Below are 26604 nucleotides of genomic sequence, written 5' to 3' on the forward strand. Positions count from 1 at the left end.
GCGATGGTGCAACCGATTCCGCTGCGTCCAGGCGACGCCTCACCCAAACCGGGGGCGCCGGCATCCAGCCCCCCGGCGCAGCCGCGACTCAAGGTCGTGCCGCGCCTCACCGCCGAGGAGCGCGAGTTTCTTCCGGCCACCATCGAGCTGATCGAGACGCCATTGTCGCCGACGCTGCGATTTACCTCCTGGGCGCTGTGCGGGCTGATCGCCGCCAGCGTGACCTGGGCCTCGCTGTCGCACATCGACATGGTCGCGGTCGCCGACGGCAAGGTGGTGCCGCTCGGCCAGGTCAAGGTGGTGCAGCCGCTGGAGACCGCGATGATCCGCGCCATCCATGTCGACGAGGGAGACCATGTCACGGCGGGCCAGTTGCTGGTCGATCTCGATCCGACCGAGGCGCGCGCCGATCTCGATGCCTTCGTTTACAATCGCGCACAAGCGGCGCTCGACGCCGAAGTGGCGCGCGTGCTGCTCAGCCGCGATCCCGACGAGCCGTTCCGCGGCCCGGACGACGCCGATCCGGAGCTCGTCGAGCAGAGCCACAGCCAGGCGCAGCGCGAGATCGAAAAGCATCTCGCCGCCATCGCCGGCTTCGAGGCCGACATCGCGCAAAAGGAAGCGGCGCTGCAATCCAACGACGCCCAGATCGAACGCGCCCGGCTGACCTTGCCGCTGCTGCAGGAAAAGAACGAGACCGCCAAGGGCCTCTACGACAAGAAGTTCGGCACCAGGCCGCCGGTGCTCGACAGTGAGCAGCAGCTTGTCGAAAAGCGCGCCGAGCTGAAGACCGCCGAGCATAACGTGCACCAACTCGAGGCCGAGCGCCGCTCGATCCAGGCCAAACTCGCCGAGGCCAGGGCCGGCTACATGGCTGATGCCACCGACCGCCGCAGCAAAGCGCTGTTGAAGATCTCGCAGCTCAATCAGGACATCACCAAGGCGCGACAGAAGGAGAGCTACCGCCGCCTGGTGGCGCCGGTCGACGGCACCGTGCAGGGCCTCAAGATCCACACGTCAGGCGCCGTGGTCACCACCGCCGATACGCTGATGACGATCGTGCCCGACGGCACCGGCATCGAGGTCGACTGCCTGGTGCCGAACAAGGACATCGGTTTTGTCGGCGAGGGCCAGGATGTCGAAGTCAAGCTCGAGGCTTTTCCGTTCACCCGCTACGGCCTGGTGCAGGGGCGGGTGCGAAAACTCGGCCGCGACGCCGCCACCAATCCGAATGCCGCGCCACCCGGCTCGATGGCGGCGATGGCGCAGACGCCGCAGTCAGCCACCTCAAGCGCGCCCCCGGCGGAGCTCGCCTATCCCGCCAAAGTGACGCTGCTGCAGGACTCGATCCTGGTCGACGGCCGCCACGAAAAAATCCGCGCCGGCATGCGCGTCTCCGCCGAGATCAAGACCGGCGACCGCCGCGTGATCGAGTATCTGCTGTCACCAGTGGTGCAGGCGGTGCAGGAAGCGGGGAGGGAGAGATGATTTTTGGAGCCAAAAGATGAAAGTGGCTTCTGATCTATTCGGTCGGCTTTCGGTTGTCGTTGTCGGCATTGCCCTCGTCCCTGTCATGGCCATTTTTTTGATCGATGTGATGCCGCGCGCGCGAGGCTGCTGTTTGCGATTATGTGCTCCGGAATGCGTTTAGAAGTTGCAAAACTGGGCAAGCCTGTGGCATTCTAGCCATAATATCCTACCTTCGGCATTCGTCGCCCACCTGCAGGACTTCTCATTTTGCCCGGACAAACGGAGAGGGGCGACGTCGGATCGGGCAGTTCCGATCCAGATCTCAACGCCTGGATTCGTGCGTTCCGTTTGCTTCCGGCAGCGCCGGTGGCGGAAGCCGACGTTCTGGCATGGGTCGAAGGACCGCTGCGACGATTTTTTCCCTTTGAAAGATTTTTGGGCAGTTATGGAAGCTTATCGGGCGGTCGCATCCAGATGCGTTCATTGGTAACGAGCGGGCATACACCAGAGTTCCTGGCAGGCCTTGAAAGGACATTCGATCTGAAATCGCGTGGCTGCTTTGCGTGGTGGGTGTCCAATCGGAAGGCCTTCATTCTGGATAGAACCGGCGCGCTGGATGAATCGGGGGTACCAATTCCTGCAACCAGGAGCGAACTCGAGGAGATAGAGCGGTTCTCGCTGGGCGTCGTCGCGGCGCACGGCGTTATAGATACGTTTGTCAATGCCGGTACATATATCAGCTTTTCAGGTGTGCCGAGGACTGAGCCGAAGCGAACCCTGGCGGCGCTCGATCTCATCGCACCCGTTCTACACACGCTTTTCCTCCGCACAAAACAAGCCGATCAATCAACGGTTGATCTGACGGCGTTGACGGATCGGCAAAGAGAATTGGTTGATCTCGCTCTCACGGGATTGTCCGACAAGGCGATCGCCTTACGCTTGGCGATTTCCGATCATACGGTCGGGAACCATTTTCGCGCAATCTACGCCAAGCTCGGCATCAGCAAGCGCAGCCAGCTCATCGCCCTGCTGAAATAATCTCCCATAGTACGAACGTGCTATCGCCTCGATGGTCGAATTCATGCTGTTACATTGGAGCGCTCAACCGTAACGATGGGCGCGAGATTGCCGAAGTACAGCGGGCAGTCGTTTGGTCCGAAGCGATGTTGGGTTGGGGTCCATGGTTGGTGCTGGGGGCATCGCCGACAATCAGCGCGCATCTGCGCCGACGATGCCCGTCGATATGGGCCTCGGCTGCCTTCGGCCGGTTCTGGCGCTAGCTGCTTGTCCCGCCAAGGTGACGATGTTGCAGGACTGGATCCTGGTCGACGGCCGCCACGAAAAAATCCGCGCCGGTGCGCGTCTCCGCCGAGATCAAAACCGGCGACCGTCGCGTGATCGAGTATATTCTCTCGCCCGTCGTGCAGACGGTGAAGGAAGCGGGGAGGGAGAAATAAGCGTGGCGTTGTCTCAGATGCTGCTTCTTCCTCGTACGGCGAAACGGCTAAAGCAAACGCCAGATGCAAATTTTCAGCGACCGAAGCTAACCGGATTTGATGATCCGGCTAACCGCGCGCACCCTGGCGTTTACGTGGTGATCGCGCCAAGCCGGTTGCCACGCGCTCGGTCGCGGCAGCTACGGCTGAAGCAGAGACATTGTGAGGTTGCCAAGTTACCGAGGCCTGCCCCGCGGCGGCCCTGTCTCTCCGTACACGTCCACCAGATGGGCCAGGTAGCCCGGGCGCATTTCCGGGGACGGCGGCAGACCACTGAAAAGATTGTCCTGGCTCTGGATGTTGGAGCAGGTCAGGTAAATGTATTCAAACGGATCAAAATACGGCTTACGCCGCGATCCTTCGATATCAATTCCGATCCCGCCAATGTTCACCTCCGGCCGCAGCGGTTCACCCGGAGCGGCACCTATGAATCCCATCCAGCGGCATCTGGGATTCTTGGCAATGATACATTCGCCAAAGAAGAGGCCGAGGTCGAAGATGGTGTTGAGTCCGCGCAGGCGTCCTGTCCACGGCATCCTCCAACGATAGAACGCCTGTCGAACCGTCTTGTTCCGAAGCCCCGCGACCAGCAGGGCCGCGTGGCCAGGAAACCACGCCGACACAGCCTCGAGACCAGGACCTTCCAGCGCCAACTCAACGTCGAAGGCGCGCAGCAAATCGCGCAACGCTCCGATGCGCTCGGGCCGATGCTCGAAGAAATAGCGTTCGTTCTCTTTGGCGGAGTCGAAGTCCAGGAAGGCCGAATTCTTGCTGTGGGGAGGCGCGAAGAGCGGATAGTCGGACAGCGCTTTGCGCAGGCGCCGCGCGCGCCCCCATGCGCTCGGTCGCAACAGGTATGGCTGACGTAGAGACATTGCGAGTGTGCCAAGGTTTGCCGAGAGAACAAGCCCCTTCGGGCAAGCAGGATGTAGCAGAGTTTATACTGAAGAAGGAATGCCGACATGGCGTCGTCTGATCAAAATACAAATTTTGGGTTCGGTCCCGTAATTGTCACGCCTTTCGGGCTCATGGTCGTCGGAAACGGACAACTTAACGTCACGCTATTCCCGGACATCATGTTGCCGAGACGAGACTTCTTCATGAGTTCGCTCAACGGCTCCATTGGTCCCGGCACCACGCTCAGTGCTGTCCTGCCTCCCGATCAGTTTAACGTGCAAACCTATTCCAATGTCGCACCGCGCTCGGTGACATGGACAGACGCTCAGGCGCAGGGGCTCAACTATTGGCAAACGATCAATAGAAATGGGGCTGCTGCCGAAGCCGAATCACGCAGTTTGGCGGTGGAAGATCGCGGTGCTTCTTCGGTCATTTCTAGCCAGGACTACAGAAATCCCAACGGGAGCGGGCAGTTTTGGCGCCAGATCGACAGCCAGGCTGTTTACGGGTCTTTCTTGCGTTTGAACGGGAACGCGATCGAGCAGATCGAAAGCAAGGCAGGGGAGCCCACCGGTCAAGCGCTTGTGCGCGCGCAAGCCCAAGCCGTGTTCGACACCCAGCAGGTGCAGATCCCGGTGTCGATGGCCGATCAAATGCGGGCAAATGGTTTCGCAATCGATGGGGTCGTTTCGCAACAGGGCGACGGAATCCTCATTCCCGCTGCGCGAGCTGGCGACATCACGGCGGCGCGGGAAGGCGGACTTGAGACCCGCGCCATGGGCGGTTTGTTGACCGGTGCCGGGTTCGGCTTGGACGCGATGAATTTCGCCGCGGCGCAGTTGGCGGACGGAGGCACGTTCGGGTCAAACACTGAAGCCTTTCTTTCGCAAGCCGCACCAGCGTACATTGGAATCGGTGGTGGGGCGATAGCGGGCGCCATCTCAGGCGGTGAGTGGGCAGCCGCGGCAAGGTGGGCGGGTATCGGTGGTCTCGGCGGCAGCGTCTTGGGTAGTGCCTTGACGCAAGCCGCGGCGTTTGTCGGCGACAATTATCAGTTCGGACCGCAATCCCAACAAGCGCTTACTAACAATGCCGTTGGCTGGGGAGGCGCGTTCGCTGGCGGCGGATTGGCCTGGTCGCTCGGAAGCACCTTCGGCAGTGGATTCGGTGTCGGCGGCCTTGTAACTGGAGGCGCTCTTCTCAATTTACAGATGTATCAGAGTATCGCCGCCACGGATCCACAACGGGCTGTAAATTTGCAGGCTGCGGCAGCAGGGGATATTCAAGCGGCGGGTGGAGTCTATGATCCAAATGGTCCCTTCTACGTATCGCCGGATCCGGTGTTGCAGCCACAGCCGTTCAACCCCGGTCCACGGCCTGGGGAACTTGCGCCAGTAGTTCCGGCGTTTCAACCCGACGCGCAATACGACGCGTTGGGAAATTTCCTTGGAAATTACCCAACACCCTCCGTTGACACAGGCGCGAACCAAATTCCGTATTGGTCCGGCGCGACGGTTCCCACAAACCCGCTGACTGCCAACGGCATCACGCCGGGCTTCAGTCTTATCAATGGCGCGCTCCTAAACACCCAGAGCGGGCAGCTAGCGTTTGGAACGCCGAACGGACCATCCAACACCACCACCAACTGGCCCGGCTTTTTTTCCAATAACACTGGCTCCACGCCCACGATCGATGCCAACGCGTTGAACGGGCTGAACCTGACTGCGCCGCTGACTGAATTTAACAATGCGACAGCTGGGATGAATTACATCCCGACTGATAACTCCGTTTGGAACAACGTCCCCACCGACGCACCGTATACCTACGCCCCTGGTCCCACCGTCTCCGGCGAACCCGTCGTACTCGACCTGACCGGCAACGGCATCAACATCACCCAGCTCGGATCGAGCGGCCAGTTCCACGACATGACCGGCAATGGCTATCAGAACCGCACCGCGTGGGCGGGCGCCGGCAATGGCGTGCTGGCGATCGATCTCAAGGGCACCGGCAAGATCGATTCGCCGAACGAGTATCAGTTCACCAACTGGGATCCGACCGCGACTTCGGACATGCAGGCGCTGCGCGACGTGTTCGATACCAACCACGACGGCAAGCTCGATTCGGGTGACGCCGACTGGAGCAAGTTCGGCGTGCTGGTGACCAACGCCGACGGCACCACCACGTTCGAGACGCTGACCCAGCTCGGCATCACCTCGATCAATCTCACCACCGACAACAACAAGAACGTGCTGGCGGATGGCTCGGTGATTTCAGGCCAGAGCACCTATACCAAAGCCGACGGCACGACCGGCGCCGCGGCCGACGTGTCGCTCGCCTACGACGCCAACGGCTATGCGACATCGCAGACCGTCACCAAGAATGCCGACGGCTCGACCACGATCGACGTCAAGGCAACCAATCCCGACGGCAGCCTCGCCAACGAGACCGTCTCCACCACCAGCGCCGACGGCGCGTCGCGGACGTTTCGTCGACGCCTGCCACGAAAAAATCCGCGCCGGAATGCCCGTCTCCGCCGAGGCCGAAATCGGCGATCGCCGCGCGCTCATCGCCCTGCCGAAATAATCTCCCATAGTACGAACGTGCTATCGCCTCGATGGTCGAATTCATGCTGTTACATTGGAGCGCTCAACCGTAACGATGGGCGCGAGATTGCCGAAGTACAGCGGGCAGTCGTTTGATCTGAAGTGATGTTGGGTTGGGGTCCATGGTGGGTGCTGGGGGCATCGCCGACAATCAGCGTGCATCTGCGCCGGTGACGCCCGTCGATACAGGGCTCGGCTGTCTTGGGCCGGTTCTAGCGCTAGCTCGCCTATCCCGCCAAGGTGACGCTGCTGCAGGACTGGATCCTGGTCGACGGCCGCCACGAAAAAATCCGCGCCGGCATGCGCGTCTCCGCCGAGATCAAGACCGGCGACCGCCGCGTGATCGAATATATTCTCTCGCCTGTGATGCAGGCGGTGAAGGAAGCGGGGAGGGAGAGGTGAATTTTTGGACCCGAGAAAAATGCGGACTAACGAGCGTTTTGCGACAGTCTCATTGGCTCAAACGGATTTGTTCGAACGGTTTTTGCGTCGGTTGCAACGCCGGATCATCCCTTGAGGCAACGTGTAATCTGAGATTATCGCGATGACCCAATCTCCTTTTGGAACAGCGGGTGCGCTCACAGGATTTCGCCTCTATTCCTTCGGAACCGTCCTTGTCGTTCGGATCGAGGCGTAGATGCTTCTGCCTCACATGTGGCTAAGAAAATTCTGGCTGCGGCGCGCGATGCGCGACTACCCACTGTACGATCCGCCGCACAAGGTCGAGGAGTATCTTCTTTCCAGAGAGCAGGCGACGGAGAACTTCGACTACTTCATGCGCGTGCGGTTGGAGCGCTTTGCGTATTTTCAAAATTGGCTCCGGCGCTACTTCTGGGTGGCGATCACGTCGGATGAAAGAGGTGTCAAAGCGCTCAGCCGCTGGGGCAACAGGTATGCCGGGCTCTTGCTCGTCATTGGTCCTGATGGCGATCCAACGGATTCCTATTTCACCTACGATCCGCCATGGACGGGCGAGAACGCTGGAAACAACGTCGTGTTCGACATGGGCATCGCGCTCGGCGAAATCATCATCGCCAATTGCCCGAAGCTGCATTGGGCCCTCGAGCCGACGTCCGCGATCCTGCCCCGCAGATCGAAGATGCTCAAGCGATCGTCCGGCATGAGTTTCCAGAGACCGAAGCTGACCGGTTGGGATGATCCCACCTGGACTTCCTCATCGCTTCATGAGGCTGAGGCTGTCGCGCGTCAAATGATGCGGTACATGACGACGTTTAAGGGACGCAGTCGCTTCAACCGATGCCACAAGGCAGATCGGCTTCTGATCCGCGACCAGCTTCTAAATGGATTCAAGGGGACACTTCGGGATTATCCCGCGGGGGACCCCTACAAGCTCCGCGGCCAGATGTCAGCGGACGACTATGCCAGACTGGTTGATTCAGAAACAGACGAAGAGGACAACGGCGATGAGTGATTTCAACAATCGGAGTCTGAGCTATTCCTTTGGAGGCAGCCTCTACGGTACGGGCATCGGCGTACTGAACGTTTATCCTTGGGCAGAAGGTGCTTATCGGTCTTACCTCGGCAGCGCCGATACGGTAACGATCGCGCCTGCTCTCGAAAAGGCAATTACAAACGCCGGGCATGCGCGTCTCCGCCGAGATCAAGACCGGCGACCGCCGCGTGATCGAATATTTGCTCTGGCCGGTGGTGCAGGCGGTGAGGGAAGCCGGGAGGGAGAGATGAGTTCTTGGCCCTGGAAAGAAGTCTGGACTAACGAGCGTCTTGCGGCAGTCTCATTGGCGGAAGCGGATTTGTTCGAACGGTCTTGCGTCGGATGCGGTGTCGATGCAGCCCTTGGGGCAACGTGTAATCTGAGATCATCGCGATGACCCAATCTCCTTCTGGCGCAGCGGTTTCACTCACAGGATTTCGCCTGTATTCCTTCGGAACCCTCCTTGTCGTTCGGATCGAGGCGTAGATGCTTCTGCCCCAAATGTGGCTAAGAAAATTCTGGCTGCGGCGCGCCTTACGCGACTACCCGCCTTACGATCCGCCGCACAAGGTCGAGGAGTATCTTCTTTCCAGAGAGCAGGCGACAGAGAATTTCGACAACTTCATGCGCGTGCGGCTGGAGCGCTTCGCGTATTTTCGAAATTGGCTCCGGCGCTATTTCTGGGCGACGATCACGCCGGACGAAAGAGGTATCCGGGCGCTCAGCCGCTGGGGCAACAGGTATGCCGGGCTCTTGCTCGTCATTGGTCCTGATGGCCATCCAACGGATTCCTATTTCACCTACGACCCACCATGGACCGGCGAGAACGCCGGAAACAACGTCGTGTTCGACATGGGCATCGCGCTTGGAGAAATCATCATCGCCAATTGCCCGAGGCTGCATTGGGCCCTCGAGCCCACGTCCGCGATCCTGCCCCGCAGATCGAAGATGCTCAAGCGATCGCCCGGCATGAGTTTCCAGAGACCGAAGCTGACCGGCTGGGATGATCCTACTTGGGATGCGTCACCACTTCATCAGGTCCATAGCTTTGCTCATGAGATGCTCTATCTGTCGACCTACCCGAGCGCCTGTCGTTACTACCAGCGCAGCAAAGAAAGTCGCCGCAATGTCCGGGAATGGCTTCTAAACATGTTCAAAAGCATACTTCGAGACTATCCCGCAGGTGATCCTTACAAACTCCGGGATGAGATGTCGGCGGGCGATTATTCGAGGCTGATGGATTCAGAAACAGAGGAAGAGGACAACGGCGATGAGTGATTTCAACAATCAGAATCTGACCTATTCCTTTGGAGGCAGCCTCTATGGAACAGGCGTCGGCGTACTGAACGTTTATCCTTGGGGAGAAGGCGCTTATCGGTCTTATCTCGGCAGCGCCCCGACGGTGACGATCACGACATCTCTTAGAGATGCAATCGCAAACGCGGGAATGGATTTCGATCCAGTCGGCAGAAGAGCCGATCCCATTCTGCGCACGGACCCCTATTATTCCAACACCTCCATTGGCCGGCAAGGAAACGCGGCGACGATCGACGCCCGCAATGTTGTTACCTCGCAATACGGGCGCAATGTCACCAATTTGAGGATGGATCTGGCGGGGTTTCCGCAGAATAGGGTTACGCTGCCAAGCGGCGAAATCGTTCGGATTGATCTTAGCTACAGAACCTTTTCGCTTTGGTCGGGCGGCACAGAGCACTACGACGAAGTGAAAGCTGTTTCCGATCTCACGGGCGAGGTAAAAAATATCACGCAAGCCGAGCAATACGGCCGCGCCATCTCCGGGGTCCGAGGCGCGTCGAGCAGCATGCGTGCGGTGGGAACGGTGCTTCGTAACGGTGGTGCCGTCGTTGGCGCCGTAGGCTTCGGCTTAGACGGTTATTTCACATACGGTCAGATCAGCCAGCAACTCGCCGCTGGAGATACTTCGGGCGCCGGACTTTCCGGGGCGCAGTTCCTTGGGCGCGGCGGCGGAGGTCTGGCGGGCGGAGCGGCGCTGGGAGGACTTCTCGCAGGCGCTGAATTGTTTGGAACCGCGGGGGCTGTCGCGGGCACTGTCGAGCCGGGTCTCGGCAATATCCTCGGCGGTTTCGCCGGCGGTATCGTGGGCGGTATTGCCGGGGCCTACCTCGGGGAAGCTGGCGTAACCGCACTCTACAACTCGATCGTTAGCACGCCATCGCTGGGTCGGCAGCAGCCGAGCCCCCAAACCTCGCTCAACAACCGATGGGGCAATTTCGCCCCGGTCGGTTGGTCGGCATCAAGTGCGTCGCGAGCCTCGATAAGCGGCGCGAGCGATGGTTGGCTGGCTGGCTCGGCGCTTTCTCCGAGCAGCGCCGAACACTTGAAAGGTGGAGACGTATCGTTTGATACGACACCCCTTAACGGAACAATCGTCGATCCAGCCTCTGTCGGCGCGGTTCTGCTTGGGCCCGCGGTCAGTTATGACAGTAATGGTGTAACGCGTCTTCACATCTACGGGGGTAGTCGCGACGGTTATCATGACGAGACCGTTGGCAACACGGTCTACTCCGTGCCGGACGGCAAGACCCTAAGCCCTCCCGATTCTCCATTAGCCAACGGCGCGACTGACCCCACCATTCCCCAAACCGCCAATGGCGTCGCGCCGAGCGACACGGTCATTAACAGTTCGACGCTAAATACCCAGAATGGCCAGATGGCGTTTGCGTCGCCGGACGGTCCGTCCGGTACGACCGCGAACTGGCCCGCCTATTTCCCAAATAATGTCGGCAGCCCAACCGGTACCGACGCGCCGACCGTGCTGATCCAAACCGCTTCGCCACCCGCGGATTCGGGGATCATCTCGGGCGATAACAATCAAATTCAGGATTTCAGCGGGGACAACGTCCCCACCGGCTCCGGCAATCCCGTCGTCCTCGACCTCACCGGCCACGGCATCAACATCACCCAGCTCGGATCGTCGAGCCAGTTCCACGACATGACCGGTGACGGCTACCAGAATCGCACCGCGTGGGCGGGCGTCGGCAATGGCGTGCTGGCGATCGATCTCAAGGGCACCGGCAAGATCGACCAGCCGAACGAGTATCAGTTCACCAACTGGGATCCGACCGCGACCTCGGACATGCAGGCGCTGCGCGACGTGTTCGACACCAACCACGACGGCAAGCTCGATTCGCGCGACGCCAATTGGAGTAAGTTCGGCGTGCTGGTGACCAACGCCGACGGGACCACCACGTTCGAGACGCTGACCCAGCTCGGCATCACCTCGATCAATCTCACCACCGACAACAACAAGAACGTGCTGGCGGATGGCTCGGTGATCTCCGGCCAGACCACCTTCACCAAAGCCGACGGCACGACCGGCGCCGCGGCCGACGTCTCGCTCGCCTATGACGCCAACGGCTATGCGACATCGCAGACCGTCACCAAGAATGCCGACGGCTCGACCACGATCGACGTCAAGGCATCCAATCCCGACGGCAGCCTCGCCAATGAGACCGTCACCACCACCAGCGCCGACGGCGCGTCGCGGACGATAAAATTCAACCACAGCGGCAGCGGGATTTTCGACCAGACCCAGACCATCGTTAACACCGCTAATGCCGACGGCAGCACGACCAATACGATCGCCAATTTCGACGCCACCGGCGCGCTCAGCAACCGGACCGTCACCACCACCAGCCCAGAGCCTGCCCCCGCGCAGGCGGGGGGCCAGACGGTGACGATCGCGCGCGACCTTCACGGCAACGGCCGCACCGACCAGACCGAGCTGCACGTCACCAATGCCGACGGCAGCAAGACCATCACCGTCTCCGATCTCAACGCCGACGGCTCGCTCAGGGATCGCACGGTCTCCACCACCAGCCAGGACGGACTGACAAAACTGCTGCAAACGGATTCGACCGGCGCCGGCGTGTTCGATCAGACCCGCAGCGACGTGACCGTGGTCGCCGCCGACGGCAGCCGCAGCGAGACCGTCAAGGATCTCTATCAGAACGGCTCGCTGCGCGACAGCTCGGTCACGGCGACCAGCGCCGACGGCCGTACCAAGACGACGCAAAGCGATCTCGACGGCAACGGCACGATCGATCTGACCACGGCATCGGCGATCGTGGTTGCCGCCGATGGCAGCTCGGTGACGACGCAGACCGATCGCAACGCCGATGGCTCGCTGCGTGACCAGACCGTCACCACGCTCAGCGCCGACGGACTGTCGAAGACCGTAGCCCGCGATCTCGACGGCAACGGCACATTCGATATCACGACTTCGGACGTCACAATTGCCAATGCCGACGGCAGCAAGACCGAGACCGTGATCGATCGCAACGCGAACGGTTCGCTGCGCGATCAAACCACGACCGTGCGCGGCGCGGACGGCCGCTCGCGCACGGTGCAAGCGGATACCAATGGCGGCGGGATCATCGATCATACCGAGACCATCGCCGTCGCCGCCGATGGATCGAGCGTCGACACCGTCAGCGATCTCAACGCCGATGGCTCGCTGAGGGATCGCACGGTCACCAGCGTCAGCGCCAGCGGACTTGCGACCACCACTCAGCAGGACTTGACCGGCTCCGGAACCTTCGATCGCACCCACGCCGATGTCATCGCGGTCAACGCCGACGGCAGCCGCACCGAGACGGTGGTTGACAGCAGCGCCAATGGCGCGCTGCTCGACCGCTCGGTGACCACGACCAGCGCCAATGGGCTGTCCATCACCACCCAGAGCGATACCATCGGCAGCGGCAGCTTCAATCGCACCCGGCTAGATGTCACGACGCTCAATGCCGACGGCAGCAAGACCGAGACGGTGAGCGATCTCAACGCCGATGGCTCGCTGCACGACCGCACCGTCGTCGTTACCAGCGCGGACCGGCTGACGGTGTCGACAGCCATCGATGCCAATGGCGACGGTCATGTCGACCAGATCAAGACCCAGACCACCAGCGTCGCCGGCGTCGTGACGACTGATGTCGCCGACCTCAATCTCGACGGTTCGCTGCGGGACCGCACCGTCACCACCACCAGCGCCAACGGCCTCTCGGTGACGACGCAATCGGACTCGACCGGCGCCGGCAGCTTCGACCGGACCCGGAGCGACGTCACGACACTCAACGCCGACGGCAGCCGCACCGAGTGGGTTGTCGATTTCAACAGCAACGGCTCGGTGAAAGATCGGACTGTCACGACAACGAATGCGAATGGTCTATCGATTGCAACGCAGCAGGATGTGTCGGGTTCTGGGACCTTCAACCAGGACCGAACCGACGTCACCGTGCTCAATACCGACGGCAGCCGCACCGAGACCGTTACGGATATCAACAGCAACGGCTCGGTGAAAGATATAACTGTCACGACGACAAGTGCGAATGGCCTATCGATCACGACGCAGCAAGATGTGTCGGGCTCCGGGACCTTCAACCAGACCCGGGACGACGTCACGCTGCTCAACGCCGACGGCAGCCGCAGCGAGTGGGTTACCGATCTCAACGGCAACGGCTCGGCGAGAGATCAGACTTTCACGACAATCAGTGCCAGCGGCAACTCGGTTTTGATCTTTCGGAACACCAACGGCGCTGGTGCTTTCAATCAAACCGAGGCGGACGCGTTGATTGCCAACGGCAGCAAGGTCCACGCCGTCTCCGATTTCAATGCGGACAGGACGCTCAGGGATAGGCTCGTTGTGACGACGAGCGCAAGCGGGCTGTCGACGACGACGCAGCGGGATACGACGGGGGCCGGTACATTCAACGAGACACGAACGGATGTGACGGTTCTGAATGCGGACGGCAGCCGGACGGAGACGGTGGCTGACCAGAGTGCGAACGGCACGCTGCTGGACAAGAAGGTTGTCACGATCAGCGCCAACGGGCTGTCGAACACCAAGCAGGAAGACACCACAGGAGCCGGCAGCTTTGACCTGACCGAAACCGACGTTACCGCCCTCAATTCGGACGGCAGCAACACCGAGACCGTCACCGATACCAACGCAAACGGCTCGCTGAGGTCGAAAGCGGTGACAACGGTCAGTTCCGATCGTCGGACCACCACGAAGCAAATCGATTCGCATGGCGTTGGCCATTTCGATGAGATTCAGACCCGCGTGTTGAATGCCGACGGCAGCGTGACGTCGACCGTCGCCGATTACAGCGCCAACGGCTCGTTGAAAGATCGGACTGTCACGACGACGAGTGCGAATGGTCTATCGATCACGACACAGCAGGATGTGTCGGGCTCCGGGAGCTTCAACCAGATCCGGAGCGACGTCACGGTGCTCAACGCCGACGGCAGCCGCACCGAGCGGGTGACTGATCTCAACAGCAACGGCTCGGTGAAAGATCAGACTGTCACGACGACGAATGCGAATGGTCTATCGATTGCAGCGCAGCAGGATGTGTCGGGTTCTGGGACCTTCAACCAGGACCGAACCGACGTCACCGTGCTCAATACCGACGGCAGCCGCACCGAGACCGTTACGGATATCAACAGCAACGGCTCGTTGAAAGATCAAACTGTCACGACGACAAGTGCGAATGGCCTATCGATCACGACGCAGCAAGATGTGTCGGGCTCCGGGAGCTTCAACCAGACCCGGGACGACGTCACGCTGCTCAACGCCGACGGCAGCCGCAGCGAGTGGGTTACCGATCTCAACGGCAACGGCTCGGCGAGAGATCAGACTTTCACGACAATCAGTGCCAGCGGCAACTCGGTTTTGATCTTTCGGAAAACCAACGGCGCTGGTGCTTTCAATCAAACCGAGGCGGACGCGTTGATTGCCAACGGCAGCAAGGTCCACGCCGTCTCCGATTTCAATGCGGACGGGACGCTCAGGGATAGACTCGTTGTGACGACGAGCGCAAGCGGGCTGTCGACGACGACGCAGCGTGACACCACCGGCGCCGGGAGCTTCAACCAGACCGACACGGACATTGTCGTTCTGAATGCCGACGGCAGCCGCAGCGAGACCGTAACCTGCCTGAACGGCGACGGCACGCTGCGCTACAAAACCGTCACGGCCACCAGCGCCAACGGCCTTTCGAAGACCATGCAATGGGACGACCGCGGCTCCGGACTGTTCGATCTCACCGAAAGCGATGTCGTCGCGCTCAATGCCGACGGCAGCAAGAGCGAGACCGTCACCGACCTCAACGCCGACGGTTCGCTGCGAGCCAAGGTCACCACGACCACCAGCGCCGACCGGAACACCGTCACGGTGCAGCGCATTCTCAATGGCGCCACCAGCACCCTGGTGACGCAGACCAACGCCGACGGCAGCGTCGTCGCCACGGTGTCGGACTTCAACGCGGACGGCTCGCTGCGCGACCGTTCGGTGACCACCACCAGCGCCAATGGCCTGTCGGTCACGACGCAACGTGACACCAAGGGCGCCGGTACGTTCGATACGACGCGGACCGACGTCACGGTGCTCAACGCCGACGGCAGCCATACCGAGACGGTGACCGACTTTGCGTCCGGCGCCAAGTTGGATCAGATCGTCAGCACCACCAGCGCCAACGGGCTCGGCACGGCCACGCAATACGATCTCACCGGCGCCGGTACCTTCAGCGAGACCAAGACCGACGTGACCGTCCTCAACGCCGACGGCAGCAAGACCGAGACCGTAACCTACACGGGCGCGAGCGGTGCGCTAATTTCGCGCTATGTCGCGACCACCAACGCCAACGGCCTGTCGATCACCAAGCAATGGGACACTACCGGCAGCGGCAGCTTTGACCAAACCACCACCGACGTCACCGCGATCAATGCGGACGGCAGCAGAACTGAAACCGTGACGGCGCTGAGCGCCAGCGGAGGGTTAATCTCCAAATCGATCATCACCACCAGCGCCGACGGCCTGTCACAGACCAAGCAGTTCTCGACATCAGGCAATCAGCAGCTCAACCAGACCCAGACCGACGTCAAGCAGCACAACGCCGATGGCAGCACCACGGAGACGCTCTCGGATCTGAACGCCGATGGCAGCCTCAGGGATCGCGCGGTCACCGCCACCAGCGGCGACGCAATGACGGTCACGACGAGCCGCGACAGCAATGGCGACGGCGTCGTCGACCAGACCGATGTGATCCAGCGCCACGTCGACGGCAGCAGCGTCGAGACGGTGACGGATTTCGCCGCCGGCACGATCACGGGCCGCACCGTCCTGACCACCAGCGCCGACGGCCTGACCAAAACCACGCAGCAATATCTTGCCGCGACCGGTGCGATCACACGGACACGCAGCGACGTGACGGTCGTCAATCTCGACGGCAGCCGCACCGAAACCATCGTCGACACCAACGCCGATGGCAGCCTTCACCAGAAGGGCGTCATGACGACCAGCGCCGACGGGCGCACCAAGACCCTGCAGGAGGACACCACCGGGGCCGGGTTCTTCGACCATACCGAGCTCACCACCGTCGCAGCCGACGGCAGTTCGACCACGGTGGCGAAGGATTTCAATGCCGCCGGCACCATGGTCGACCAGACCGTTGCGTCGGTCAGCGCCGACGGCCGCTCGAAAACCGTGCAGACCGATTCCAAGGGGACAGGAGTCTTCGACCGCACCGAGATCACCCGAACCAATATCGACGGCACCACGGTCGCCACCGCGACCGATCACAACGCCGACGGCTCGGCCAAGGATCGTCAGCTCATCACCACCAGCGCCGACGGCCGGGTCAAGGTGATCCAGACCGATACCACCAATTCCGGGACCTTCGACCTGGTGCAGACCAGCACCACGAAAATCGACGGCAGCCGCAACGTGGTTGCCGCCAACGCCAACGGGACCTCCGACGAACGCGATTACGACGCCGTCGGCAATCTCGTGAGCGAGACGCTCAAATCCAGCGATGGCAGCACCCTCAAGACGACCTACGCGTTCGGCATCACGACGAGCACGGTGTTCACGGATGCGCGGGGCAGCACCGGCACGGTGGGTTCCGCCGGGATCGGCTCGTCCTATGGATCGTTCCTCGGCGGCAATTCGCTGGCCGCCAATCTCACCAAGTCGACGCTGATCGGCATGCTCGGCCAGGCCATCGCGCAATCGAGCGCCGTCCGCGACTTGAGCCAAGCACTCACGGACGCCACGGGAGGCACCGGCTCGGCGCTCGACGGCAGCCTCGGCAATGCCACCCAGGCCGCTGGGGGGCCGCCGGTCGCCACCGCAAACGCGATGATCGCGTCGCTGTTGATGACCGAGGCCGCCCAGGCTCTGGGACTGAAGGGTTTCGCCGGCACCGTGTTCACCATCACCGGAGCGGCAATCACCAAGCAGCTGATCACCAATATTGAGAATATCGTGGCCAGCGGCCAGGATCTGGCCACCGCGTCGGTGGATCAGCTATTTGCCGGCTTCAACGCCGGGTTCTTTGTCAATATCGGAGCGGCCGTCGGGGGAGCCTTCGGCAGCTCGCTCGGCTCGGAGCTCGTTCCCGCGACCAACCCGGAAGGCGCCATCGGAGGTCAGATCGGCAGCACGGTTGGCGGAGACATCGGAGCTACTCTCGGATTCGCGGCAGGAGGCCCCATCGGTATGATCGTCGGAGACTTCGTCGGCTCGTTCCTGGGCGACGTTCTCGGCACATTGTTCGGGGATCTGTTCGGTAACGACGGACCGCCGTCGGCATCGGTGACACTCGGGGTCAGCGGCGGCGCGATCAACATCGTGGGCTCGTATTCCGACCAAGGCGGCAGTCCGAGCGTGTTCATCCCGATCGCGACCGCGGTCGACAACACCCTCAATTCGCTCATCGGCATGACCGGTGCCACGATCACTTCGCTGGTTGGTCCAGCTGTGAGCGGCGCGGCGTCGTCGTTCCTGGGAAACCAGACCGGCGTGACGTTCTCGTTCCAGGGCAACCAGGCCGGCGTGTACATTCCCGGTGCGGGCTACGAGGCGCTGCCGACCAGCGGCGATACCAGCGCTGCCTGGACCAAGGCGGCCCAGGACAGCGTCATGGCGCTGCTCCAGGAGGCGCAGCTTGCGGGCGGCGACCCCATCGTGATGACCGCGCTCGTCGCGGCGATGCAACGGGACGCCAACATTGGAGCGATCAGTTCCGACCTGCAGGTCGCCAAGGATTATGAGACCTATCTGACCAACACCACGGCCATCAATCAGCTGATCGAGCTCAATCCGGACAGCGCCTTCGCGGCCGGCTGGGAGCTGACGCTGCTGCGCGCCGAAGAGCTCGGCATCACCCAAGTTCCGGACGAGCCCGGCTGGAAGGCAAATCTGGTCAACGGCACGGGTGCCACCGGGGACACGTCCCTGGCCCACGAGAGCGTCTACGAAAACAACGGCATCCTGGTCGAAGAGATTACCTTCAACAAGAACGGCAGCCGGACCTACAACCAATATTACAAGAACCTGACCGTCTCGCTCAGCAACGTCATCCTAGAAGTTCCCAATGCGTCGACTTGGACCATCACCGGCAACGGCGACACGGTCGACGCCGGCCGCGGATCGACCGTGAATCTTACGGGCAACAATAACAACGTCATCGTCAGCGGACCCAAGAGCTTGGTCCAACTGTCGGGCACCGGCAACTCCGTATCGATCAGTGCCGGTTCGGTTGTGGCCGCTGCCGGAAGCAGCCTATCGGTCCATGGCGACAGCGACGTCATCTCGGGCGGATCGAACGTTGCGCTCAGCGTCGCAGGGTCCGCAGACGCGGTCACGCTGAGCAACGGCACCATCGCGCTCGCCGCCAATTTCAATGGCGCAATCACCGGAGATAGCAACCAGATCAGCACCGGGACTTCGGTGGCGCTAACGCTCAAAGGCAATAGCGACGCGATCGCCGCCGGCAATGGATCGACGCTGACGATCGCCGGCACCGGGGACACGACCTCCGCCGGGAACGCCGCGACCGTGACGATCGACGGCTCCAGCGACATCGCGGCGGCGCTCGACCAGTCGACAATTGTCGTCAATGGCAATCAAGATACCACCACCGCCGGAAACGCGGCTAACGTCACGATCACCGGCACCGGCGACACCACCACCGCGCTCGACCATTCGACCATAACGATCCATGGCGATGGCGATAGCACCACTGGCGGAATTGCCGCCAATATCCAGGTTGTCGGCGCAAAGGATGCCGTGTCGGCGGGCTCCGGCTCGTCAGTGTCGGTCAACGGAGACGACGGACAGATCACCGCAGGCGATAATTCCATCGTCACCGCGACCGGCGCGCGGGAGACAGTCTCGGCGGGCAATGGCGTTCAGGTCACGCTGACCGGCTCGGGCGGCTCGGTTACCGCTGCCGCCAACGTCTCGCTCAACCTCAAGGGCGATACGACAGCCATCAAGGCGGGCAGCGGCGCTGCGATCGTGATCGCTGGCGCTTCCGACAAGGTTTCGGCAGGCGACGCGGCGAACCTCACCATCACCGGGAATAATGATACCGGCACGCTCGCCGACTACGCCACCGTGACGGTGAACGGCACTGGCGCCAGCATCATTACCGGAAGCAAAGCACATGTCGCGATCAGCGGCACCGGCAATGCGGTTGTCGCGGGCAGCGGCGCGGTCATCACCGTCAAGGGCGACCAGAACAGCGCCAGCGGCGGCGACGGCTCGTCGCTGACTGCGCAAGGATCGAGCGAAACGCTCGCGATCGGCAACAGCGCGACCGCGACGCTGACGGGCTCCGGCGGTTCGATCGCGGGCGGCAAGAGTGTCTCCGTCACCATCGCCGGCGACCATGACAGTGCCACACTCGGCAACAACGCGATCGCCACGGCGACCGGTACCGGTGAGACCGTTACCGGTGGCCTGCAATCCAATCTTGTGGTCAATGGCGACGGAGCCGCGATCGGCGCCGGCGACTACTCGACCGTGACGCTCACCGGATCGAGCGGCACGGTTACGGCAGGCGCGTTCGCGGCCGTCACCGTCACCGGCGCTTCCGATGCGGTCACGGTCGGATCGAGCGGCAAAGTCGTGCTGAATGGTGCGTCGGATTCGGTCACCTCGACAGGTTCTGGCGTGTCGCTCGATGTCGACGGCTCGAGTGCCAGTGCAACGCTGAGCGGAAGCACGCTGACCTTGGAGAATAATGCTTCCGCCGCCGTTACCGGCATCGGCGATATTTTCGCCCAAAAATCCAATACCGGTCTCGCCGTGACCGGTGCGGGCAGCGCCGTCGATGTCATCGGCGCCGGCAATTCTACCGCGATCAGCGCCGGCACCATCACCGTTGAATCGGGCGCCGGCACTACCGCGACCGGCGACAGCGACGCGGTGACGCTGCGCTCCAACGCCTCGGTGACGATGACGGGTGCCCATGACTCGGTCGACATCACCGGCACCGGCACCAGTGCCACAACCAGCAATGCCAATGTGCGGTTCGAGAACAACACCGGCGGCACACTAACCGGCTCGGCTGATACCGTGAACGTCGGCAGCAATGTGGCGATCAACCTGGTCGGCAACCAGTCCAGCCTGTCGGTCACCGGCAGCGGAACGTCGATCAACGTCACCACCGGCAGCGTCAATGACTCGATCGTCATGACCCAGGGGTCGCTGGCGCTTGGCGCCAACAGCACGGCTGCGATTGCCGGCGATGGCAACGCCATCAGCGAAAGCTCCGGCGATACCGTCGTTGCGTCCGGCAAGCAGGACGCCGTGACTATTAGCGGCACTGGCAATGTCATCGCCATCTCAAATGCCACCATCACGCTGGCAGACGGCGCCGGCGCGATCATCGTCGGATCGAATGATACCGTCATTTCAGGCGCCAACGCCAATATCACCCTGATCGGCAACAACAATGCCGCGACCGCCAACGGCTCCGGCACCACGCTCGACATCGCCGGCAACAATGATAGCGTGGCGATCAGCAACGGTTCGGTGATCCTGGAGCCCGGCAGCAATGACTCGATCACCGGCTCGAGCAACAATGTCAAGCAGGGCACGGGTCTTACCCAGGCAGACAATGCTGTTCTGACGGCTGCCGGCAATAACGGCATCCTGGTCGCCGGCAATAATGCGCTCGCCAACGTGACCGGCGACCATAATCTGGTCGCCGTCGGCAACAGCTCGGTGGTCAACGTCAGCGGCGCTTCCAACACGATCTCGGCAGGAGATCTTTCGACGGTCAACGCGACTGGCAACACCAATCTGGTGCAGGTAGGCGATTCATCGACCCTGCTGATTTCCGGCCAAACCAACACGGTGGTGGCCGGCGCGCAGGCGACGATCACCGAAGGCGGCTCCGGCAACATCGTCACCGCGACGACGGGGGCCAAGGGCGTGCTGAGCGGGACCAAGGACCATCTGACGCTTGGCGCGACCGCGACCGTGGACGTCACCGGTACCAACGATGTCCTGACGACGGGGGCTTCGGGCACCATCACCGTCGATGGTGGTTCGAACCAGGTCAGCGCCGGCACCGGTTCGAGCGTGACGGTCAACAGCAGCAGCAATACGGTCTCGGCCGGCGATAGCGCCGTGATCACGGCGAAGGGCTCGTCCAACACCCTCACGAGCGGCCTGGCATCGACATTGACATTGACCGGCGACTGGAATAGCGCCACCGCCGGGGCCAATTCGAACGTTGCGCTCAACGGCGCGCACGAGACGCTAGGCTCCAGCACATCCGCATCCGCGTGGCTTACCGTGATGGCGGCCGGAGCGTACGACGTGGCGACGGTCGGCGACAATGCGACCCTTACCACGACCGGCAGCAATGCGACGATCACCGCAGGTGCAAACGCAGGCGCGACCGTCGGCGGTAGCGCCAACAGCGTTACCACAGGCGACACTGCTCACGTTGGTTTGGCCGGCAGCGGCAACACCGTTGTCACCGGCAAATCCGCCAACGCGACCGTGACCGGATCGACCGACAGCATCACGGTCGGCACTGGCTCGACCCTGATCGTCTCCAGCAATACCAACACGGCCAAGGCCGGCGACGGCTCCAATGTCACCGTGAGCGGCGGCTCCAACACCGTCACCACCGGTGCGACCTCGACGCTGTCGGTGACCGGCTCCGGCAACCAGAGCACGGCCGGTTCCACATCGACCGTCTCGATCACCGGCAATACCGACACAACCGTGGCCGGACCTGGTTCCACCGTGACGATCGGCGGTACCTCGAATACCACGACAGCCGGCGATGGCTCGACCGTCACCGTGAACGGCTCGGGCGATGGCGTGACCACCGGCGCCAACTCGCAACTGACCGTGAACGGCAATTCCGACACCAGCACCGCAGGGTTTAAATCCACGGTGTGGGTGAACGGCGCGACCGACAAGACGACGACCGACTACTCGTCATGGCTGCAAGTGGCCGGGACGTCCGATACCAGCACGGTCGGAACAAACTCGACCGTGATTGTCAAAGGCGCTGGCAACTACACGACCGCTCTGGCGAACTCGACACTGACGGTTTCCGGTGACACCAATACGATCAACGCCGCGACCGGATCGTCTGTCACCATCGCCGGCAAGTCGGCCACTACGACACTCGGCGACAACGGGACTCTCGTCCTCAACGGCTCCAATGCCAATTCCACTGCGGGCGCCAATGTCACGCTTTCGGTCGGCGGAACCGGTAACACCACCAACACCGGCAACGGAGCGCATGCGACCATCACCGGACCCAGCAATTCCACGACCGTCGGGTCGTCTTCGTCGATGACGGTCTCGGGTGATACGAACACCGTCGTCGCCGGTGCCAGCTCGACGGTGACCGCGAGTGGCGCGTCCGACAACACGACGGTCGGAGATCATTCGAGCCTTACGATTTCGGGTGCGGCTGATACTTCCACGGCAACGAATTATGTAACACTGTGGGTCAATGGCACCAGCGACACTACAACGGCCGGCGTGGGCAGCAACATCACCGTGAACGGCAGCAAAGATTCGACCACGTCCGGAGCGTCCACAACGATGCTTGTGGCGGGCAATTCCAACACCGGCAATATCGGGGCGAGTTCGAACCTGACGGTGAACGGCGGCAGCAATAACGATTATCTCGGAGATAGCTCGGTCGCCCATATCAACGGATCTTCCAACCTGACCTCATATCTCTCCACCGGGAACTACGAGACACTGGTGATCGCCGGTAATTCGAACACCAGCTATGGAGGATATGGTTCAAGCGCCACCGTCAGCGGCGCGAGCAATTATACGGTACTCGGGAACGCGTCGTCTCTCACTGTGACAGGCAGTTCCAATACGAGCCAATCTGGAAACGGCACGTCGTTCAACATCAATGCGTCGTACAACAACACCACCCTCGGCAGTTCTTCGGGCGGCTATGTTTACGGGTCCGGCAACACTACCTCAACCGGCGCTTCCAGCACGATGTACATCATGGGAAGTTCGGAAGGCAGCACTATCGGTAACAGCTCCAACGTCTACGTGTACGGCTCAAGCAATTCGACCACGCTAGCGGCCTATGACGCCTTGTATCTGTATGGCAACTCCAACAACACCAGCGCTGGATCCGGGTTGTCAGCCACGGTCAACGGCAGCAGCAATTATACCAACGCAGGCGACTACGCGAGAATTACGATGAATGGCAATTCAAATACCTCAATTGCCCAAAATGCTTCCGATATGTGGTTCTATGGCTCGAACAATTCGGGCTATGCCCAGCTCAGCGCGTGGATGGATATGTATGGCTCGGGCAATTATGCAGCGGACAGCAACGGCTCGACGACGCGCTATGTCATGTACAGCAATGATCACGGCTGGGTCGGCCCTTCAGGATTGTTGATACCCACCTACGGTTCCTCAGGATATGAAATCTCTACGGGAAATGGCGTTTCGTTCTGACGTCGTGCTGGGGGCAGGGGACGCAGGCGCACTCAGTTTTGTTCGCCTTTCGAGCCTCAGACCGCCGCTTCAGCGAGCTGAATGTCGCGGCCAAGGTAGTGAGCATCTGGCACGCGGCATCAGGCGTTTTTCTTTTGCCGCGTGCTCGCGAGCAGTACCAGCAGGAACGAGGCGGCCGTCATCAGCGAACTGATCGCCGCGATCGTTGGATCGATCTCGTCGCGCAGCGCGGTGAACATCCGCTTTGTCAGTGGCTGATATTGACCGCCGGAAATGAACAGCGCCACGACAGTCTCGTCCATCGCCGAGATAAAGGCGAAGATGCCTCCCGTCAGCACGCTTGCCTTGATCTGCGGCAGCGTCACGACGAAGAAGCTGCGCAGGCGGTTCATGCCGAGACTGCGTGCCACCATCTCCTGTGCTCCATCAAAGCTCTGCAATCCCGCTACAACGGACGTGATCACATAGGGCAGGCCAAGCATGACATTGGCCAGCACGAGTCCCGACATCGTCGCCACCAGTCCGATCCTGGCATAGACGAAGAAGACGCCGACGGCGGTAATGATGATCGGTACCACCAGCGGCAGCATCAGCGTCATGTGGATTATTCGCATGACGCGCAGCTTCGAGTTGCTGATCGCGTAGGCGGCGGCGACGCCGAGCGGGGTCGCAATCAATACCGTGAGCACCGCAACCGTGAACGTTACGCGGGTAGCCTGCATCCAGGCCGCATTGTCGATATATTCCCGATACCAGCGCAGCGACAGCGACGGCGGCGGGAATGTCAGGAAGCGCGCGCTTGAGAACGACATCGGCACGATGATCAGCACCGGCAACATCAAATAGAGCAGTACCAGCGTGCAGAACAGAACGAAGGCGATGCGACCGGCTGACAAGGTCTTCATCTTTGCCCCAATATGCGGTCGAGCGGAATGAACCGGCTCACGATCAGGAAGATTGCGAAAACACTGATCAGGAGCACGACGCCCACGGCGCTTGCCGCGCCCCATTGGTTGTAAAGCTCGACATTGCGGCTCACCAACATCGATACCATCACAGTTCGGCCACCGCCGAGCAGTTCAGGTGTGATGTAGAAGCCAAGGCACAGCACGAACACCAACGTCGCGCCGGCCAATACGCCGGGCAGCGACAGCGGCAGGAAAATCCGCCAGAAGGTGTGCGAAGGACTGCCGCCGAGGCTCGCGCCGGCCTGCATCAGATCGCCTGGGATTTTCTGCATGGTGGCGTAGAGCGGCAGCACCATGAACGGCAGCAGAATGTGGACGGTCGCAACCACCGTGCCGAAGGTGTTGTGAACGAGGGCCAACGGCTGCTGGATGACGCCGAGATATTCCAGGAATTGGTTGATCACGCCGGTCCTTTGCAGCAGCGCCAGCCAGGCGTAGGCCCGTACCAATACGCTGGTCCAGAACGGCAGGATCACAAGAGCTAGAATGAAAACGCTCCATCCTTTGGGAACCGCGCTGGCGGCATAGGCAATGGGATATCCGAGCAGCAGCGCCAGCAGTGTCACCAGCAAGCTGATCTCGAAGGTCAGCAAGAAGCTGCGCCAGTAGATGTCTTCGTTGAGAATGCGCCGGTAGTTCTCGAGCGTAAAGCCGTCATGGTAGATCGATTGCCAGGCGAGCCAACCCACCGGAAGCACGATGAGCAGCAGGATCACCAGCAGCGCCGGCGATGCCAATGCCAACATCAGGCCCTGTTCGCGGCGCTGATGTCGCAAGGAGAGATCCTGGATTGAACCGCTCAATGCTGTTTTCCTGTGGTCCGTAGGGCTTGCATTCGGCCTATTTCTGCATGAAGGCGACCCAGCGTTTCTCGGCGGCTTCTCCTTCCGGCGACGACCACCAGGCATATGACATCAATGCCTGCTTGCTGGCGTTCTCCGGTGCGCTGGGCAGCTGAGCGGTCCGATCAGGCTTGACCACGCCCGTTTCGAACGCCTTCGGGTTCGCCGGGCCGTAGTCGATATGCAGCGGCAGGTTGGCCTGATTGACGGGATCGACGGCTTCGTTGAGGAAGCTGACTGCGGTTGCGAGATTGGGCGCATTCTTCAGGATGCAAAGCGAGGTGCTCTGCAGGATGCCCTGGTTATAGGTAAAGCCAACCTTGGCGCCTTCGCTGGCCAACGCGCTGACACGGCCGTTCCAGGCCATCACCATGTCGACCTCGCCATCGTTGAGAAGCTGGGCGGATTGCGCACCCGATGTCCACCAGACCGTGATATTGGGCTTGATCTCCTCGAGCTTCCTGAAGGCCCGATCGATGTCGAGCGGATAAAGTTTGTCCGGCGCGACGCCGTCGGCCATCAGCGCTGCCTCGAGCGTCGCGATCGGATGGTTGCGCAGCGCGCGCCGGCCCGGGAATTTCTTCACATCCCAGAAATCAGCCCAGCTATTTGGCGCAGCGCCTTCCGGATATTTCTTCTGGCTATAGGCAAGAACGCTCGAATAGAACTCGTAAGCGACCGAATATGCGTTTCGGTATGCCTCCGGCATGGCAGCAGCATTCGGGATCTTCGAGAAATCGAGCTTTTCGATCAGTCCCTGATCGCCGCCGCGCAGGCAATAGCCGGTCGGCACGTCCACCACATCCCAGATCGGCTTGCCGCTCGCGACCTGCGATTTGATCACTGGCCAGGCGTCGGGAATGCTGTCCTGATTGACGGTGATGCCAAGCTTCTTGGCGGCGGGATCGAGGATCGCGATGGTTTGGGCTTTCTGATAGGCGCCGCCCTGTGACACGAAGGTGATCTGATCGGCTACTGCCGCTGAAATATTTGTCAGCCCGAAAAGCCCAAGCGAGAGGCCGAACAATGCGCGCGGGGAAAACCTTGAATTCGATGCAACTGCCATGTCCTGTTTCCCT

Annotated in this window: 11 protein-coding genes; 7 read left to right on the forward strand and 4 right to left on the reverse strand. The window is 61.3% G+C overall.

Going from position 1 to position 26604, the window contains the following annotated elements; genetic code table 11:
* The first annotated feature begins 3 nt into the window (after nt 1-3).
* Entirely contained in the window at nt 4-1488 is a 1485-nt protein-coding gene (locus tag B5526_RS28025; RefSeq protein WP_154071494.1) for an HlyD family type I secretion periplasmic adaptor subunit, read from the forward strand.
* A 249-nt stretch (nt 1489-1737) separates the two neighbouring features.
* Nucleotides 1738-2508 (forward strand): helix-turn-helix transcriptional regulator, encoded by a 771-nt coding sequence (locus B5526_RS28030; protein ID WP_244562074.1) that lies wholly within the window; start codon nt 1738-1740, stop codon nt 2506-2508.
* 634 nt (nt 2509-3142) lie between these two features.
* Here the strand turns inward: B5526_RS28030 and B5526_RS28035 are convergent.
* The gene (locus B5526_RS28035; protein ID WP_154071495.1) at nt 3143-3841 is read right to left on the reverse strand and encodes a hypothetical protein; all 699 of its coding nucleotides are present in this window, start codon (nt 3839-3841) and stop codon (nt 3143-3145) included.
* Nucleotides 3842-3928: 87 nt separating this feature from the next.
* On the opposite strand from B5526_RS28035, the gene B5526_RS28040 reads away from it, so the two are divergent.
* From B5526_RS28040 to B5526_RS28060, 5 genes are all read left to right on the forward strand, one after another.
* Nucleotides 3929-6562 carry a hypothetical protein gene (locus B5526_RS28040; protein WP_154071496.1) on the forward strand — a complete coding sequence of 878 codons (2634 nt, stop codon included), beginning with the start codon at nt 3929-3931 and terminating at the stop codon, nt 6560-6562.
* 144 nt (nt 6563-6706) lie between these two features.
* The gene (locus tag B5526_RS38000) at nt 6707-6868 is read left to right on the forward strand and encodes a hypothetical protein (RefSeq protein ID WP_154071497.1); all 162 of its coding nucleotides are present in this window, start codon (nt 6707-6709) and stop codon (nt 6866-6868) included.
* Nucleotides 6869-7103: 235 nt separating this feature from the next.
* Nucleotides 7104-7898: a hypothetical protein gene (locus tag B5526_RS28045; protein WP_154071498.1), complete on the forward strand. Its 795-nt coding sequence runs from the start codon at nt 7104-7106 to the stop codon at nt 7896-7898.
* A gap of 507 nt (nt 7899-8405) precedes the next feature.
* On the forward strand, nt 8406-9197 hold the full coding sequence (locus B5526_RS28050; RefSeq protein WP_154071499.1) for a hypothetical protein: 792 nt from the start codon (nt 8406-8408) through the stop codon (nt 9195-9197).
* Nucleotides 9190-23715, forward strand: a complete 14526-nt coding sequence (locus tag B5526_RS28060; RefSeq protein WP_154071500.1) for a hypothetical protein — start codon at nt 9190-9192, stop codon at nt 23713-23715. Before B5526_RS28050 ends, B5526_RS28060 begins: the two co-directional genes overlap by 8 nt.
* Before the next feature lie 119 nt (nt 23716-23834).
* Here the strand turns inward: B5526_RS28060 and B5526_RS28065 are convergent, their stop codons facing one another.
* From B5526_RS28065 to B5526_RS28075, 3 genes are all read right to left on the reverse strand, one after another.
* The gene (locus B5526_RS28065; protein WP_079543031.1) at nt 23835-24620 is read right to left on the reverse strand and encodes an ABC transporter permease; all 786 of its coding nucleotides are present in this window, start codon (nt 24618-24620) and stop codon (nt 23835-23837) included.
* Nucleotides 24617-25429: an ABC transporter permease gene (locus B5526_RS28070; RefSeq protein WP_079545505.1), complete on the reverse strand. Its 813-nt coding sequence runs from the start codon at nt 25427-25429 to the stop codon at nt 24617-24619. The genes B5526_RS28065 and B5526_RS28070 overlap by 4 nt, the downstream gene beginning before the upstream one ends.
* A gap of 94 nt (nt 25430-25523) precedes the next feature.
* Nucleotides 25524-26591 (reverse strand): ABC transporter substrate-binding protein, encoded by a 1068-nt coding sequence (locus tag B5526_RS28075; protein WP_079543032.1) that lies wholly within the window; start codon nt 26589-26591, stop codon nt 25524-25526.
* Nucleotides 26592-26604: the final 13 nt, after the last annotated feature.

The organism is Bradyrhizobium lablabi, from assembly GCF_900141755.1.
Lineage (GTDB): Bacteria > Pseudomonadota > Alphaproteobacteria > Rhizobiales > Xanthobacteraceae > Bradyrhizobium > Bradyrhizobium lablabi_A.

Excerpts from the sequence above, each read along its gene's own strand:
- B5526_RS28025 (WP_154071494.1), top strand. The coding sequence starts at position 4 with ATGGTGCAACCGATTCCGCTGCGTCCAGGCGACGCCTCACCCAAACCG.
- B5526_RS28035 (WP_154071495.1), bottom strand. The coding sequence starts at position 3,841 with ATGTCTCTACGTCAGCCATACCTGTTGCGACCGAGCGCATGGGGGCGC.
- B5526_RS28040 (WP_154071496.1), top strand. The coding sequence starts at position 3,929 with ATGGCGTCGTCTGATCAAAATACAAATTTTGGGTTCGGTCCCGTAATT.
- B5526_RS28045 (WP_154071498.1), top strand. The coding sequence starts at position 7,104 with ATGCTTCTGCCTCACATGTGGCTAAGAAAATTCTGGCTGCGGCGCGCG.
- B5526_RS28050 (WP_154071499.1), top strand. The coding sequence starts at position 8,406 with ATGCTTCTGCCCCAAATGTGGCTAAGAAAATTCTGGCTGCGGCGCGCC.
- B5526_RS28060 (WP_154071500.1), top strand. The coding sequence starts at position 9,190 with ATGAGTGATTTCAACAATCAGAATCTGACCTATTCCTTTGGAGGCAGC.
- B5526_RS28065 (WP_079543031.1), bottom strand. The coding sequence starts at position 24,620 with ATGAAGACCTTGTCAGCCGGTCGCATCGCCTTCGTTCTGTTCTGCACG.
- B5526_RS28070 (WP_079545505.1), bottom strand. The coding sequence starts at position 25,429 with ATGTTGGCATTGGCATCGCCGGCGCTGCTGGTGATCCTGCTGCTCATC.
- B5526_RS28075 (WP_079543032.1), bottom strand. The coding sequence starts at position 26,591 with ATGGCAGTTGCATCGAATTCAAGGTTTTCCCCGCGCGCATTGTTCGGC.